The organism is Arthrobacter sp. MYb227 (genome assembly GCF_002975435.1).
Classification (GTDB): Bacteria; Actinomycetota; Actinomycetes; order Actinomycetales; family Micrococcaceae; genus Paeniglutamicibacter.
Genome location: NZ_PCPT01000003.1, coordinates 19075 through 35013 on the forward strand (window position 1 = coordinate 19075; position 15939 = coordinate 35013).

Annotated in this window: 13 protein-coding genes; 11 read left to right on the forward strand and 2 right to left on the reverse strand. The window is 57.8% G+C overall.

Features of this window, described 5'->3' with window-relative positions; genetic code table 11:
- Window positions 1-42: 42 nt before the first annotated feature.
- Window positions 43-2577, reverse strand: coding sequence for an RNA helicase (locus tag CQ018_RS07475; protein WP_105549387.1), 2535 nt, complete (start codon window positions 2575-2577; stop codon window positions 43-45).
- Window positions 2578-2659: 82 nt separating this feature from the next.
- On the opposite strand from CQ018_RS07475, the gene CQ018_RS07480 reads away from it, so the two are divergent.
- The 3 genes from CQ018_RS07480 (at window position 2660) to CQ018_RS07490 (ending at window position 5372) form a co-directional block, all read left to right on the forward strand.
- Window positions 2660-3448 (forward strand): trans-aconitate 2-methyltransferase, encoded by a 789-nt coding sequence (locus tag CQ018_RS07480; RefSeq protein ID WP_105549802.1) that lies wholly within the window; start codon window positions 2660-2662, stop codon window positions 3446-3448.
- A gap of 39 nt (window positions 3449-3487) precedes the next feature.
- Complete coding sequence (locus CQ018_RS07485; protein ID WP_105549388.1) at window positions 3488-3796, forward strand: hypothetical protein; 309 nt, start codon at window positions 3488-3490, stop codon at window positions 3794-3796.
- Window positions 3797-3938: 142 nt separating this feature from the next.
- Complete coding sequence (locus CQ018_RS07490) at window positions 3939-5372, forward strand: DUF222 domain-containing protein (protein WP_105549389.1); 1434 nt, start codon at window positions 3939-3941, stop codon at window positions 5370-5372.
- 10 nt (window positions 5373-5382) lie between these two features.
- Here CQ018_RS07490 and CQ018_RS07495 read toward each other — a convergent pair whose 3' ends face one another.
- Window positions 5383-6045, reverse strand: a complete 663-nt coding sequence (locus CQ018_RS07495; protein ID WP_105549390.1) for an MBL fold metallo-hydrolase — start codon at window positions 6043-6045, stop codon at window positions 5383-5385.
- Window positions 6046-6127: 82 nt separating this feature from the next.
- On the opposite strand from CQ018_RS07495, the gene CQ018_RS07500 reads away from it, so the two are divergent.
- The 8 genes from CQ018_RS07500 (at window position 6128) to whiA (ending at window position 15889) form a co-directional block, all read left to right on the forward strand.
- Window positions 6128-6508 carry a GntR family transcriptional regulator gene (locus CQ018_RS07500; RefSeq protein ID WP_105549391.1) on the forward strand — a complete coding sequence of 127 codons (381 nt, stop codon included), beginning with the start codon at window positions 6128-6130 and terminating at the stop codon, window positions 6506-6508.
- A gap of 65 nt (window positions 6509-6573) precedes the next feature.
- Entirely contained in the window at window positions 6574-9456 is a 2883-nt protein-coding gene (uvrA, locus tag CQ018_RS07505; RefSeq protein WP_105549392.1) for an excinuclease ABC subunit UvrA, read from the forward strand.
- 80 nt (window positions 9457-9536) lie between these two features.
- Window positions 9537-10259, forward strand: coding sequence for an HAD hydrolase-like protein (locus tag CQ018_RS07510; protein ID WP_105549393.1), 723 nt, complete (start codon window positions 9537-9539; stop codon window positions 10257-10259).
- An 11-nt stretch (window positions 10260-10270) separates the two neighbouring features.
- Window positions 10271-10924 (forward strand): 1-acyl-sn-glycerol-3-phosphate acyltransferase, encoded by a 654-nt coding sequence (locus CQ018_RS07515; RefSeq protein ID WP_105549394.1) that lies wholly within the window; start codon window positions 10271-10273, stop codon window positions 10922-10924.
- Window positions 10925-10957: 33 nt separating this feature from the next.
- On the forward strand, window positions 10958-12919 hold the full coding sequence (gene uvrC / locus CQ018_RS07520; protein WP_105549395.1) for an excinuclease ABC subunit UvrC: 1962 nt from the start codon (window positions 10958-10960) through the stop codon (window positions 12917-12919).
- A gap of 35 nt (window positions 12920-12954) precedes the next feature.
- Window positions 12955-13848, forward strand: coding sequence for an RNase adapter RapZ (gene rapZ, locus CQ018_RS07525; protein WP_105549396.1), 894 nt, complete (start codon window positions 12955-12957; stop codon window positions 13846-13848).
- Between the two features lie 9 nt (window positions 13849-13857).
- Window positions 13858-14898: a uridine diphosphate-N-acetylglucosamine-binding protein YvcK gene (gene yvcK, locus CQ018_RS07530; protein WP_105549397.1), complete on the forward strand. Its 1041-nt coding sequence runs from the start codon at window positions 13858-13860 to the stop codon at window positions 14896-14898.
- A gap of 10 nt (window positions 14899-14908) precedes the next feature.
- Entirely contained in the window at window positions 14909-15889 is a 981-nt protein-coding gene (whiA, locus tag CQ018_RS07535) for a DNA-binding protein WhiA (protein ID WP_105549398.1), read from the forward strand.
- Window positions 15890-15939: the final 50 nt, after the last annotated feature.

The following is a 15939-nucleotide window of genomic DNA, read 5'->3' on the forward strand; positions in this document are numbered from 1 at the left end:
TCTTGATCATAGACTCGCACCATTGATTGGTAGCAGAGCGAACTAGGAGTCTAGGCGACCCACCCGGGTCACAGTGATCACCGGGTAACCCGCCTCATCGGAATCGGCAAGGTTGATTGTTGCATCGATGCCCCAGTCATGGTGGTTTGCCGGGTCGGCAAAGATCTGTCGAACCTTCCACGTCGTGGTGTCCGGCGTGATGATCAGCAGATTGGGGCCGCGACCGCCGGGACCATCGTCGATGTCCTCGTGCTCATCAAAGTAATCATCCATGGCATCGGCCCAGGTGTCTGCACCAAAGCCGTTGTGCCCGTCGAGGTTGCCTAGGGCCTCGTCCTGTTCGTCGGCGAACAGCTTGACGCGCTTGAACATGTCGTTGCGGACCATGACGCGGAAGGCACGTTCGTTGGAGGTCAGACGTTCCGGAGCCGGTGGCAAGATATCTGCATCGGGTTCGTGTAGCACGCCGTTGGCAAGCTCTTCCCATTCATCGAGCAGCGAGGAGTCGATCTGGCGAATCATTTCCCCGAGCCATTCGATCAGGTCCTCGAGGTCTTCGCGCAGCGCATCCTGTGGGACGGTCTGGCGCAGCGCCTTGTAGGCATCGGTCAGGTAGCGCAGCAGTACGCCCTCGGAGCGGGCCAGCGAGTAGAACTGAACGTATTCGCTAAAGCTCATGGCGCGTTCGTACATGTCACGCACCACGGACTTGGGGGCTACCTCAAAGTCGCCAAGCCACGGGGCACCGGCACGGTACTGCTCAAAGGCATCGCCAAGCACTTGCGCCAGCGGCATCGGGTAGGTGACCTCTTCGAGGGCTTCCATGCGGGCATCGTATTCCATACCCTCGGCCTTCATCGCGGCGATCGCCTCACCGCGGGCCTTCTTTTCCTGGGCACCGAGCACTTGGCGTGGCTTTTCAAGAGTTGCCTCAATCACCGAGACAACATCAAGGGCGTAACTTGGGGACTCCTCATCGAAGAGTTCGAGGGCGGCAAGAGCAAACGGGGACAGCGGCTGGTTGAGCGCAAAGTTCTGCTGCAGATGGACCGTCAAGGCAATTTTGTTGCCGTATTCATCGGGCACATCGAGGCGTTCAACAACGCCGGTGGCAAGCAGCTCGCGCAAGATGCCCAAGGCCTTGCGCTGCAGAGCGCGCTGCTTGGCTGGAGTTTCATGGTTTTCGGAGAGCAGACGACGGGCCGCGGCAAACGAGTTACCTGAACGATCCAGCAGATTCAGCAGCATCGAGTGAGTGACAACAAAGGAGGAGCTCAGCGGCTCGGGAGTTGAAACGATGATCCGGTCGTAGGTCTTCTCGCCCCAGGTAACAAAGCCCTGTGGTGGTTTCTTCTTGACCACCTGACGGATCTTCTTTGAATCATCACCGAACTTGGCAACGGCCTTTTCGAGGTTCTTCTTGTTTTCGATTGCGTGTTCGGGTGCCTGAATGACAACGGTTCCTGCAGTGTCAAAGCCTGCACGTCCCGCACGTCCGGCGATTTGGTGGAATTCGCGGGCGTTGAGCAGACGAGTGCGGATACCGTCGTACTTGGAAAGTGCGGTGATCAGCACGGTACGGATGGGCACGTTGATTCCAACGCCCAAGGTGTCGGTGCCGCAGATGACCTTGAGCAAACCGGCCTGAGCCAGCTGCTCTACAAGCCGGCGGTATTTGGGCAGCATGCCGGCATGGTGCACGCCAATGCCGTGGCGGACCAGCCGGTTCAGCGTCTTGCCGAAGCCGGCCGCGAAACGGAAGCCGGCAATCAGCTCGGCGATCCTGTCTTTTTCTTCGCGGGTACAGACATTGATGCTCATGAGGCTGCTGGCCCGGTCGATGGCCTCGAGCTGGCTGAAATGCACCACATAGATGGGAACCTGCCGAGTCTTGAGCAGTTCCTCGATGGCTTCCTGGATTGGATCCTCGGAATAGTAGTAGTGCAGCGGGATGGGGCGTTCGGCGTGCGCTACCGTGGTTGTCTCGCGTCCGGTGCGCAGCGTGAGCTCGTCTTCGAAGCGGCTGACATCACCAAGGGTTGCGCTCATGAGTAGGAATTGTGCCTGAGGCAGTTCCAAGAGTGGAACCTGCCAGGCCCAGCCGCGCTGCGGGTCGGCGTAGAAATGGAATTCGTCCATGACTACCGGACCAAGGTCCGCGTACTTGCCTTCGCGCAATGCAATGTTTGCAAGGATTTCTGCTGTGCAGCAGATGATCGGTGCGTCCTGGTTGACCGAGGAATCGCCGGTGACCATTCCGACGTTTTCGGCGCCGAAGATTTTGCATAGATCAAAGAACTTCTCCGAGACAAGTGCCTTGATGGGCGCCGTGTAGTAGCTGCGTTCCCCGCGGGCGAGTGCATAGAAGTGCGCCGCAACGGCCACCAGCGACTTGCCCGAGCCCGTGGGTGTCGCCAAGATGACGTTGTTGCCGGCCACGAACTCCATGACTGCTTCATCCTGTGCCGGGTAGAGCCCGATTCCGCGGTCCTCCACCCATTTGATGAACGCTTCATAGACGGATTCGGCGGTGGCTCCACGCGGGGGAGTATTAGGCAACAACTCGGTAAGTTTCATGATGTTTCAAGCCTATCGTCTATGTTGCGTTATTCGTCGAAGCCACTGGTGGTGTGGGCCAAAAGCGAACTACGCTGTGGGCATGAAGTGGGATCCAGAAAAATACGTGCAGTTTGCCGATCACCGGGACCGGCCATTCTTCGATCTGACCTCCAGAATCGTTTCCGATGCGCCAGGCTTGGTGGTTGATCTGGGATGTGGCCCGGGTCCGTTGACTCGTTCACTTGCCGAGCGCTGGCACGAAGCCCGTGTCATTGGTTTGGATTCCTCTGCGGAGATGATTGAAAAGGCCCGCGCGCACCAGCATGCGCCAAATCTTTCCTTTGATCTTGCCGATGCACAGAGCTGGATGCCGGAGCCGGACACCGATGTTTTGGTGTCAAATGCGATGTTGCAGTGGATTCCCGGGCATCGGGAGCTGATGGTCAAGTGGCTAACGGCATTACGTCCCGGGGCGTGGTTCGCCGTGCAGGTTCCCGGAAACTTTTCTTCCCCGTCACATGCCTTGATGAGGGAGCTTGCGGATAGTCCGCGCTGGGCCGCGCAGTTGTCCGGTGTGCTTCGTCATGATGATGCGGTGGGTGAGCCCGAGGACTATTTGAAGATTCTTCTGTCCGCCGGGTTCGAGACCGATGTCTGGGAGACCACCTACGGGCAGGTATTAGAAGGCAGAGACCCGGTTCTCGAATGGGTTCGTGGTACGGCCCTGCGCCCAATTTTTGCAAAGCTAAGTCCTGAAAAATCCGCGGACTACGAACACGAGTATGCCCAATTGGTTTCCCGCGCTTATCCGCCCTTTAGCGGCCCGGCCGGGCAGTGCTTGACGATGTTTCCGTTTAGGCGGATCTTCATGGTCGGGCGCAAGCTTTAGATTCCGCAGCTGTCGGGTGCTTCTCGTAGGCTAGAGAGTATGAAAAAGCTATTTCCCATCCTGGCTGTGCTTGGTTTGGCCATGACCGCATGCGCAGGACCGAGCGCCGATGATTTTCGCAAGCGCGATGTACAAGGGAATACTGCCTGCATTCACTTCGGTAGCGGTTATACGGATCACGGCAGTGTGGGACTGACGAATATAAGTAAGGCCGCCGAACACGGCTTGGCTTCCTCCACAGAAAGTATTCGCAATGCCGTGAGTACGGATGGCGATGGTAAACCCGTCATTGCAGATCAGGCAGCGTTCAAGAAAGCCTGTGAACAACAAGGGATGTCGTTCAAGTAATTGACGCGACTTCGAAGCGCTGAGGGGCAAGAGATAAATTCGATCAAATAGTTTTCACACTCTGAGTTGACCTGTTGTTTTGTAAGAATATTTAAAACACAAACGCTTCACATCTGCGATTTTCAAGAGTAGAATAGTATGTATGTTCGAAGGTTTCGAAGACGAAGAATCGATGCCTACCTACCTCACAGTCGAGGAGGCCGGTGACATTCTCGCGGGGCATACAATGCTCCCTCAGCGACCACTTCGTCGAAACCCTTCGGCACGCAACATCGAAAGATCAAACGATAGAGTACCCGAATTCTTAGAAGCGGTCAGAGCCGTTACAGCGGCTTTACCGCAAGAAAATCTCACCGAGGGTGACAGGATTTCCCGAATTGCCGAACTTGAGCGAACGAAATCCGCACTCGCCGCGGCACAGACCAGAGAAACCTGGGCTCTGGAGCAACAAGTCATCACGCGCCATCACGAAGAAAGCAAATACGCGGCTAATCCAAACTATGGTGTTGGTTCCGAAGTTGCTTTAGCAAAGATGGAAGCTCCAACCAAGGGGTCAGAATTCCTCGGATTTTCACGCGACATGCTCAGCTTCATGCCCTGCACCTTTGCCGCCCTTCAACTGGGCACCATCAACGAAAAGATGGCAAAAATCATTGTCTCCGAAACCAAGAATCTTGATCCATTCGATAGGGAACTTCTTGACGCTGAATTCATGGATGACCCCGAAAGTTTCCAAGGCGTAGGCCTCAACGACCTCACGGACCGGGTCAAGCGAGTAGTCCTCGCGGTCGACAACACCGATCAGATGGACCGTCACGCAAAAGCCTTGCATGACAGGCATATCAGGTTTTGGCAAACTCCCGACCGGGCAGCAATGCGATTCTCTGGCGAACTCCCAATTGAAAAGGGCGTAATCCTGAAGCAGGCGCTCCAACGAGAAACCGATAAGAAGCGCGATAAGGATGATCGACGGACGAATATGCAAGTTGCCGCCGATACTCTCGTTGACCGAGCTGCTGGGCTACAACCCTGCGAAAAATCTCCCGTAAACGTAACTCTGATCATGACCGACCGAACGCTGTTCCAAGGGGATAGCGAGCCGGCTTACCTTAGCGGTTACGGCGTGATTTCTGCGGAATATGCAAGATACTTGATTTCCGGAGGAGACAGGAAAGAATCGCAGGTTCAGATCTGGATTCGCCGCCTGTTTACCGCACCAACGACCGGCGAACTTATTGCCTTGGATTCCAAAGCACGGCGATTCCCAGACAAGCTCAAGCAATTGGTTGCCATGCGTGACCAATATTGTAGGACACCCTATTGCACGGCGCCCATTAAGCACTTTGATCACGTTTATCAAGCTGCGCGGGGCGGAGAATCCAGCCTTGAAAATTGTGATGGACGATGTCAAAGGTGTAATAACACCAAAGAAATCGATGGGTGGGAGGAACGAGTTTTAGAAGGCCCCCGCCACACCATCGAAATCAAAACCCCAAGCGGTCAAATCTACCGGTCAACGGCACCCCCGCTACCAGGGTCGGATGATCCAGATAAAAGACCACTCGACACCACCTAACTGGCTGAAACTACCAACCTCTAATGCGCCATTCATCTAGATGCGGGCGTTCTGCACCCAGAGTTGTAGAACGCCCGTGTCCGGGCAGTACTATCGCTTCATCCGCATACACACCAAAGATTCGTTCGGTGACATCATCAACCAGCGAGGCAAAACGCTGAGGGTCCTCACCGGTATTACCCACGCCACCGGGGAAGAGCGAATCACCACTGAAGATCAGCACGGTGCCCCCGCTGTCACGTAGTACAAAAGCAATGGATCCCGGTGTGTGACCACGCAGGTGAACACACTGAAGGCTTACCGCTCCCACGTCAACCGTGTCTCCGTGACCCAACGCAACATCGGTAGTTACCGTTGAACCTTCCAAAATGCCTTGCGCATCTTCGGCTCCGGCCAAGGTCCTCACACCAGTTGCAACAGTCATTTCCTGCAGCGCCCGGATATGATCCCAATGCTGGTGTGTCGTAGCGATGCCCGTGAGGGTCGTCGGAACCAACGCGTCAGACGCGGAGCTTGCAATAAGCTCATGGATGGCCGACGCATCATCTGCAGCATCAATCAATAACTGCGCACCATCGGATTTCGAGGTCACCAGATAAATATTGTTGCTCATTTCAGAAACGCTGATCCCACGAACGGTCACGTCATCCAAGTTATAGAAAATATTGCTCATGGGAACCATCCTATGACCCAACAACGACCCCAACGGATAGGGTGGAGACACGTTCCATTCCCTTCACCTAAGGACCAACTTCATGGATAGCAACCCGCTGGCATTCATTAGCGTGGATTCAACGGACAAAACGGCTCCCTACCAACAGGTGCGCCAGCAAATCCTCACCGCAATTTCCAAAGGAAAGCTCAAGGCCGGAACCAAGCTTCCATCGGTCAGAGCGCTCGCCGAACAACTTGGCCTTGCGGTAAATACTGCAGCGAAGGTCTACAAAGAGCTCGAAGCCGGTGGCGCGGTCGTCACGCGTGGCCGTCATGGAACCATCGTGCAAGCAACCGATGACGAAGGTTCAATAGCAGTTGCTGATGCAGCTTCCGAACTCGCTGCGGTTGCAACACGCTGGGGGATTGGCGAACGGGCCGCACTTGCCTATGTAAAAGCGGCCTTCAGCTCACAGCTTTAGAAAAGTTCGGTCTTTTTGCTCACACCTACACGCCATTCGAAGTAGTTTTCGATTAGCATAATCGAGTGGCTACTTCTCGCTCTCTTGAAATCGACCGTCCGCACGACCTGACCCGGCTGGTGGTCAAGGGAGCGCGTGAGCATAATCTACGCAATGTCGACCTTGACCTACCCCGCGACGCAATGATCGTCTTTACCGGTCTTTCGGGATCCGGTAAATCATCGTTGGCGTTTGACACGATCTTTGCCGAAGGGCAGCGACGTTACGTCGAATCCCTCTCCGCCTATGCGCGTCAGTTCCTGGGTCAGGTAGACAAGCCCGATGTTGACTTCATTGAGGGGCTTTCCCCGGCGGTCTCCATTGACCAGAAGTCAACCTCGAAAAACCCGCGCTCAACGGTGGGTACCATCACCGAGATTTACGATTACATGCGCTTGCTTTGGGCCCGCGTTGGACGTCCGTACTGTCCGGTTTGTGGCGAGGCGGTTACCAAGCAGACCCCGCAACAGATCGTTGACCAACTACTCGAACTTGAGACCAAGACCCGCTTCCAGGTTCTGGCCCCCGTAGTACGAGGACGTAAGGGCGAATTCGTTGACTTGTTCAAGGAACTGAGCGCCAAGGGCTACTCCCGTGCCCGGGTCGATGGCGAAACCATCCAGCTCTCGGATCCGCCCAAGCTGGGCAAACAGTTCAAGCACACCATCGAGGTCGTGGTTGACCGCTTGGTCATCAATGACACGGTGCGCCAGCGCCTGACCGACTCGATCGAAACAGCACTCGGGCTGGCCGAGGGCCGCGTGCTGATCGACTTTGTTGATCTAGATCCGGAAGATGACGGACGCGTCCGCGCCTTTTCCGAACACCTCGCATGCCCCAACGAGCATCCGTTGGCCATTGACGAGATTGAACCGCGTTCCTTCTCCTTCAATAATCCCTTCGGTGCCTGCCCCGCCTGTAGCGGTATTGGTACACGTCTCGAGGTCGATGAAGATCTGATCATTCCCGATGTGCAGATGCCGCTGGGACAGGGCGCCATCGCGCCATGGTCGCTTGGCGTTGCCACCAGCGAATACTGGAACCGTTTGCTCGAAGGTCTGGGCAATGAAATGGACTTCACCCTCGAAACCCCCTGGGAAAAGCTCCCGGCTGTTGCCCGCACCGCAATCCTGCACGGCAAGGACCACAAGGTTGTTGTCCAGTACAAGAACCGGTTTGGACGCGAACGCAAATACTCAACAGGGTTTGAGGGCGTAGTCCAATACATTCACCGCAAGCACATGGAAACCGAATCCGATCACGCACGTGATAGGTACGAGGAATATATGCGCCAAATCCCATGCCCCGAGTGCAATGGTGCTCGACTGAACTCGGCATCGCTCTCGGTGCTGATCAATGGCAAATCCATCGCGGCCGTCTCTGCGATGCCGATGCGTGAATGCTCCGAATTCCTCGAAAACTTGGTGCTCACGGGTCGTGAAGCCCAGATCGCCAATCAGGTGCTGAAGGAAATCCAGGCACGCCTGCGCTTCCTACTAGATGTTGGACTGGAATACCTGAACCTCGAACGCGCCGCGGGAACGCTTTCCGGTGGCGAGGCTCAGCGTATCCGTTTGGCAACCCAGATCGGCTCCGGCCTCGTAGGTGTGCTCTATGTGCTCGATGAGCCCTCGATTGGTTTGCACCAACGCGATAACCGGCGCCTCATTGAAACCCTCACGCGACTCCGCTCGCTGGGCAACACACTGATCGTCGTTGAACACGATGAAGACACCATTGCCGAAGCCGACTGGATCGTCGACATTGGGCCCGGAGCCGGCGAACACGGCGGAGAGGTCGTCCACTCGGGATCCTTAGAAGATCTAAAAAAGAACACTCGCTCCATTACCGGTGATTACCTTTCGGGTCGTAGGAAGATTGAGATTCCTGCCAAGCGCCGCAAGATCGACAAAAAGCGTGAGGTCAAGGTCGTAGGGGCACGCGAAAATAACCTTGAGGACGTCACTGCACGCTTCCCACTGGGTGTCTTGACGGCAGTGACGGGTGTTTCCGGCTCCGGTAAGTCAACGCTCGTCAACGACGTGCTCTACAAGGTGCTTGCCAATAAGCTCAATGGCGCCAAGCAGGTCCCGGGACGGCATACCCGTGTTGAGGGCCTTGAGCACCTTGACAAGGTTATTCACGTTGACCAGTCACCCATTGGGCGTACCCCACGCTCAAACCCGGCAACCTACACCGGTGTTTTTGACCACATTCGCAAGCTCTTTGCGGAGACCAATGAAGCAAAGGTGCGTGGCTATTTGCCGGGTCGTTTCTCCTTCAACGTCAAGGGCGGGCGCTGCGAATCCTGCTCGGGCGATGGCACGTTGAAGATCGAAATGAACTTCCTGCCCGATGTCTATGTACCCTGCGAGGTCTGCCACGGGGCACGCTACAACCGCGAAACACTTGAGGTTCACTACAAGGGCAAATCCATTGCCGACGTGCTGAATATGCCTATCGAAGAAGGTGCCGAATTCTTCGCTGCCTTCACCCCGATCGCCCGCCACCTGCGCACACTGGTGGATGTCGGACTGGGTTACGTGCGCCTAGGACAGGCTTCAACCACGCTCTCGGGCGGTGAAGCGCAACGTGTCAAGCTTGCCGCCGAGCTGCAGAAGCGCTCAAACGGCCGCTCCATCTACGTGCTCGACGAGCCCACCACTGGCCTGCACTTCGAAGACATTCGCAAGCTGCTGCTGGTCCTGCAGGGACTTGTCGATAAGGGCAATACGGTGATCACCATCGAACACAACCTCGATGTGATCAAGTCGGCCGACTGGGTGATCGACCTGGGCCCCGAGGGCGGAAGTGGCGGTGGGGAAATCATTGCCACAGGTACCCCGGAACAGGTTGCCAAGGTCGAGGGTAGCTACACCGGAAAGTTCCTCGCTCCACTGCTGGGATAGCCGATTTCGTCGTGCAAGTATGCCGTTTAGCGCATACTTGTACGACGAATACTCCCAGTTCATGCGAGAATACGACAGTGATGATTGCTCCCTCCGCCGTATTGCTTGACCTCGATGGAACCCTTGTGGATCCGGCCGGGGCCATCACCTCGGGAATCCGCCACGCGCTTAGCCTCGCGAACATACCGGACCCGGGTGAAGACAAGCTTCGTTCCCTCATTGGCCCGCCGCTGACCCTCGGACTTGCCGAGATCGATGGCGTGCAGCCACACCATATCGAAAAGCTGATTGCCGACTACCGTGCGGTATATTCGGCCACCGGCATGGCCGATTCTTGTCCCTACCCCGGGATCCCCGAAGTTCTGGCCGCGCTCCGCGCCGCAGGCATGAAGCTCTATGTAGCAACCGCAAAACCCACGCATCTTGCCCGCGAACTACTTGAGGTTCAGGGACTCAGCGATGCCGTGGACGGCGTGTTTGGCAATGCCGATGAAGGCAATGGAACCTCATCGTCCAAGGCACACATCGTTGCGGCAGTGCTAGAAACCCACGGGTTAGCCGCCGATGAATGCGTCATGGTCGGGGACCGGCTCTATGACATCGAGGCGGCACACCAGAATAATATGGCCTCCATTGGAGCCGACTGGGGTTTTGCCCTGGACGGTGAGCTGGACGCCGCCGGAGTCGGTGCCCACGCCCAAGACCCGGCAGAGTTGGCCGGGTTACTGCTTGGCAGCCACACGGCCGAAGCAATTCGTCAACAAATCTTAGAAACACTCACGGAAGGAGCGCGCGCCAAGTGAGCCTTTATACAATGACCCGCTCCTCAATTCGCGGCATGCTTAAGGGTCTTTGCCGCCCGACCGTCACCGGGCTGGAAAATGTTCCACGCACCGGGCCGGTCATTATCGCCTCAAACCACCTCTCATTCCTTGACTCCATCATCATCCAGGCACTGACCCCACGTGATGTGGCATTCTTCGCCAAGGCCGAGTACTTCACAACCCCAGGAGTCAAAGGAAAGGTCATGAAGACCTTCTTCGAATCCGTGGGTTCTATCCCGGTGCAACGCGGAGAGCAGGCCGCCTCGGTTGCCGCACTTGAATCGCTCGTTGACATTCTTGAGGCCGGCGGTGGCATCGGCATCTACCCGGAGGGCACCCGCTCGCGTGATGGTAAGCTCTACCGCGGCCGCACCGGCGTGGGCTGGTTGGCACTGACCACTGGCGCACCGGTGGTACCGGTAGGCCTGATTGGCACCGAAAATCTGCAGCCTGCAGGCAAGAACACTATCAAGCCACACCATTTCACGCTGGCCTTTGGTAAGCCACTGCAATTTGAGCACCTAGGCCGCAAACATCCGCTTCCGCAGCGCCGTGCCGCAACCGACCAAATTGTCGATGCCATTGCCGAACTCAGTGGTCAGGAACGCGTAGACGCCTACAACCAGGCGCCCGTCATCGAATAGCCACCGGCAGCAATCCGTAGGGAGGGAGTTTTTGTGGCAGATCCAAAAAGCTACAGGCCGCAGACCGGGGATATCCCACTAAACCCTGGTGTGTACCGCTTCCGTGATGAAACGGGGCGGGTCATCTACGTCGGCAAGGCCAAGGTGCTGCGCTCCCGACTAAATTCCTACTTTGCCAACCCCGCAACGCTCACCCCCAAGACTCACACCATGGTGCACACCGCGGTCTCCGTGGAATGGACGGTTGTCGGCTCGGAGCTCGAGGCGCTGCAACTCGAGTACACCTGGATCAAGGAATACAACCCGCGCTTCAACATCGTCTTCCGTGACGATAAGACCTACCCATACCTTGCTGTCACCATGGGGGAGAAATACCCGCGCGCGTTGGTCATGCGCGGAGATAAGCGCAAGGACACCAAGTACTTTGGCCCGTTCTACCCGGCCAAAGCCATCCGCGAAACCCTCGACACACTGCTACGCGTTTTCCCGGTGCGCAGCTGCTCCGCAGGAGTGTTCAACCGGGCCCAGTCTTCCGGGCGGCCCTGTCTGCTGGGCTATATCGACAAGTGCGCAGCCCCCTGTGTGGGCCGCATCAGCCCGGAGGATCATAAACAACTCGCGGCCGACCTGTGCCAATTCATGGGTGGAGAAGGCACCCGGTTTATTAAAGAACTCGAAACCAAGATGGCCGGTGCCGTTGCGGAACTCGAATATGAGCAAGCGGCCCGCTACCGCGACGACATTGCCGCACTACGCAGGGTCTTTGAACGCAATGCAGTGGTGTTGGCCGATGACACCGAGGCAGATATCTTCGCGGTGCATGAGGACGAACTCGAGGCAGCGGTGCAGGTCTTCCATGTGCGCAACGGACGGATCCGCGGTCAGCGCGGTTGGGTCGTGGAAAAGGTCGAGGACTCAACCCCCGAAGAATTCATCGAACACCTGCTCACTCAGGTCTATGGTGAATCCGCCGGAGACGATCGGATCCCACGCGAGGTGCTGGTCCCGGTGCTCCCGGAAAATGTCGACGAGCTCTCAACGTGGCTGCACGAGCGCCGCGGTTCGGCCGTCTCGCTGCGCGTGGCACAGCGCGGGGATAAGGCAACGTTGGCCGAAACCGTGCGTGAAAATGCCGAACAATCCCTGCGCCTGCACAAGTCCCGACGCGCCGGGGACCTGACCACCCGCTCGGCCTCGCTGCAGGAATTGCAGGACGCTCTGGGACTGCCCTCCCCGCTGCTGCGCATCGAATGCTACGACGCCTCGCATACTCAGGGCACCAACGTGGTGGCCTCCATGGTGGTCTTCGAGGACGGACTGCCAAAAAAGGCCGACTACCGCAAATTTTCAATCACCGGTGAGGCTGCGCGCGATGACACAGCTTCAATGTATGACGTGATCTCCCGCCGCTTCAAGAACTACCTTGAAGAATCCGAAAACATGGTGCCGATGGTCTCCGGGGAAATTGACATTTCCGATGCGGCGGAAAAGGCCCCGAGCCGACGGTTTGCCTACCCGCCCTCGCTGGTCATCGTCGATGGTGGCCCACCGCAGGTTGATGCAGCAACCCGCGCACTGAGCGATTTGGGGATCGACGATATTTACGTGGTGGGCCTGGCCAAGCGACTCGAGGAGCTCTGGTTACCGGATGATGAATTCCCGGTGATCCTGCCACGCGCCTCGCATGCGCTCTACTTGGTGCAGCGATTGCGAGACGAGGCGCACCGCTTTGCCATTACCTTCCACCGCAAGAAGCGCTCGGCGTCCATGATGACCTCGGTACTCGATGAAATCCCCGGACTGGGTCCGGCCAAGCGCGAGGCGCTACGTAAACATTTCTCCTCAATGAAAAAGATGCGCGCCGCAACCATCGAGGAGCTCACCGAGGTTCCCGGCGTGGGCCCGGTGCTTGCGCAGAACATCCACGAGTCCCTTGCGAAGTTGGCAGATACTAAGCCAGCTGTGAATATGACCACCGGAGAGGTGCTTGACTAGCGTCTTGAGGGCCCGAGGCGACTAGGCTAGGGGGTATGACCACCGAGCTTTCTCCAGTGAAACCCCCAGAGTCCGAACTCCTGATTGTTACCGGCATGTCCGGTGCCGGTCGTACCACAGCCGCTCACGCACTTGAAGATCAGGGATGGTACGTGGTGGAGAACCTGCCACCTGCCTTGCTTGGCATGCTCACCGAGATCGTCGCGCACTCAGGCGGGTCCATCCCCAAGCTTGCAGTGGTCATGGATGTACGTTCCAAATCGCTCTTCCCGCAACTACGCGATGCCCTGCAGTCTTTGAGCGCCGCGGGAGTTGGATACCGCATCCTCTTCCTCGATGCCGCAGATGACCTCTTGGTCCGTCGCTTTGAACAGGGCCGTCGTCCGCACCCGCTGCAGGAAGACGGTCGCATCGTCGACGGCATTAACAAGGAGCGCGAGGTGCTTACCGAACTGAAGGAAAGCGCTGAAATCGTCCTTGACACCACCGAATTCTCGGTCCACGATCTTGCCCGCTCCATCACCGAACTCTTCTCCGAGTCCGGCCCCATCGTGCTACGCCTGAACGTGATGAGCTTCGGCTTCAAATACGGGGTACCCACGGATGCCAACTACGTAGCCGATGTGCGTTTCATCCCCAACCCGCACTGGGTCCCGGAACTGCGCCCGCACACTGGCAAGGACAAACAGGTCTCCGACTACGTGCTTGAAGCCAAGGGCGCCGGCGAATTCATTGAACGCTACATCTCCTCGCTGGAACCAGTGTTCGAGGGCTACCGCCGCGAAAACAAGCATTATGCAACAATCGCCATCGGGTGCACCGGCGGCAAACACCGTTCGGTGGCCACCGCCGAGGAAATTGGGCGCCGGCTGGCCCAGCTGCCAAGCGTGACGGTAAACGTCACCCACCGCGATCTGGGCCGCGAGTAGTATCGGCTCATGGCTTTTTTCACCGGTCCCATTCCCATCCAGCCACCCTCCCGATCGACCGAGGATAACAAGCTGGTACGTGTTGTTGCGCTCGGCGGAGGTCACGGGCTTTCCGCGTCACTTTCGGCGCTGCGCCGACTGACCACCGACTTGACGGCAATTGTTACGGTTGCCGACGATGGGGGGTCTTCCGGGCGGCTACGCGAAGAGCTCGGAGTTATCCCACCCGGAGATTTACGTATGGCGCTTGCCGCCTTGTGTGATGATACCGACTGGGGGCGGACCTGGCGCGATGTCATGCAGCACCGTTTTACCTCGGACCCGGACTCGGCGCAAAGCCTTGACCAGCACGCCGTGGGAAACCTGCTTATTGTGGCGCTCTGGGAACTGCTCAAGGATCCGGTCGCGGGTTTGCGCTGGGCCGGGGCACTGCTGGGGGCGCGCGGCCAGGTACTGCCTATGAGCACGGTCCCGCTGACAATTACCGGAGACGTGCTCGAGGACACCGGAGCCGAAGGGTTGCGCCGACGGCACATCAGCGGGCAGGCGAAACTCGCAACGGCGGGGGAGCGTGGACTTGTCTCAAATGTGCGCCTCGAACCTGCCGATGCACCTGCCTGCATCGAAGCCCTCGAAGCCATTGAACTTGCCGATTGGGTGGTACTAGGTCCAGGTTCCTGGTACACCTCGGTACTGCCGCATTTGCTCTTGCCAGAAATGCTCCAAGCATTGGAATCAACAACCGCACGCACCCTGCTGACCATGAATCTGGCCACAGACACCGGTGAGACGGTGGGTATGGATGCCGCGGCACATTTGGATGTCATTTCACGTTACGCTCCTGACCTGCGCATTGACGCGGTTTTAGCGGATCCTTCAATGGTTTCGGATCATGAGAGTTTTACCCGTGCGGCGGCGAAACTAGGCGCCCGCACGTTTTTCGGTAAAGTAGGGGTTGGTTCAGGGCGCGCGGTCCACGATCCACTGCGACTAGCCGCCGCATACCACGACGTTTTTACTACGTTTGATACAGACGAGCCCAGCAGTTAGGAAACAATCCATGGCACTGACGGCTTCCGTCAAGGATGAGCTGTCCCGCCTTGAAATTCGGAAATCATCCGAGCGCAAGGCAGAAGTATCCACCATGCTGCGTTTCTGCGGCGGACTTCACATCATCTCTGGACGCATTGTCATCGAGGCCGAGGTAGACCTCGCCTCCACGGCGCGCCGCTTGCGCGCCGCCATCGCCGAAGTTTACGGTCACTCCTCGGAAATCCTTGTGGTTTCCGGCGGGGGACTACGACGCGGCAACCGCTACGTGGTGCGTGTGGTGCGCGACGGCGAGGCCTTGGCCCGCCAGACCGGACTACTCGACGGCCGCGGCCGACCCGTACGCGGCCTACCCTCCGTGATCGTCAACGGCTCAACGGCAGACGCCGAGGCCGTCTGGCGCGGAGCCTTCCTCTCGCACGGTTCACTGACCGAACCCGGACGATCCTCCGCCCTGGAAATCACCTGCCCGGGACCGGAATCGGCGCTCGCACTGGTGGGTGCCGCCAGGCGTTTAGGCCTAGTTGCCAAGGCGCGCGAGGTACGTGGCGTTGACCGCGTTGTCATCCGTGACGGCGAAGCCATCGCCCAACTGCTCACCCGCATGGGAGCACACGATGCACTGATGGTCTGGGAAGAACGGCGCATGCGCAAGGAAGTACGTGCCACGGCAAACCGCCTGGCAAACTTCGATGACGCAAACCTGCGCCGCTCCGCCCAAGCAGCGGTAGCCGCAGGTGCCCGCGTTGAGCGTGCCCTAGAAATCCTTGGCGACGAGGTTCCCGAGCACCTGAAATACGCCGGTGCTCTCCGCGTGGCTCACAAGCAAGCAAGCCTTGACGAGCTGGGACGCATGGCGGATCCGGTCATGACCAAGGATGCAATTGCCGGGCGCATTCGCCGGCTTTTGGCCATGGCAGATAAGCGGGCAGTCGAATTGGGAATACCTGGCACCGAGGCCAGCGTTCCCCTAGATGTGCTGGAGAACTAGTCAGCCACAGATTTTCCGCTTGAATGCGGAGATGCAGTACCCACGATTAA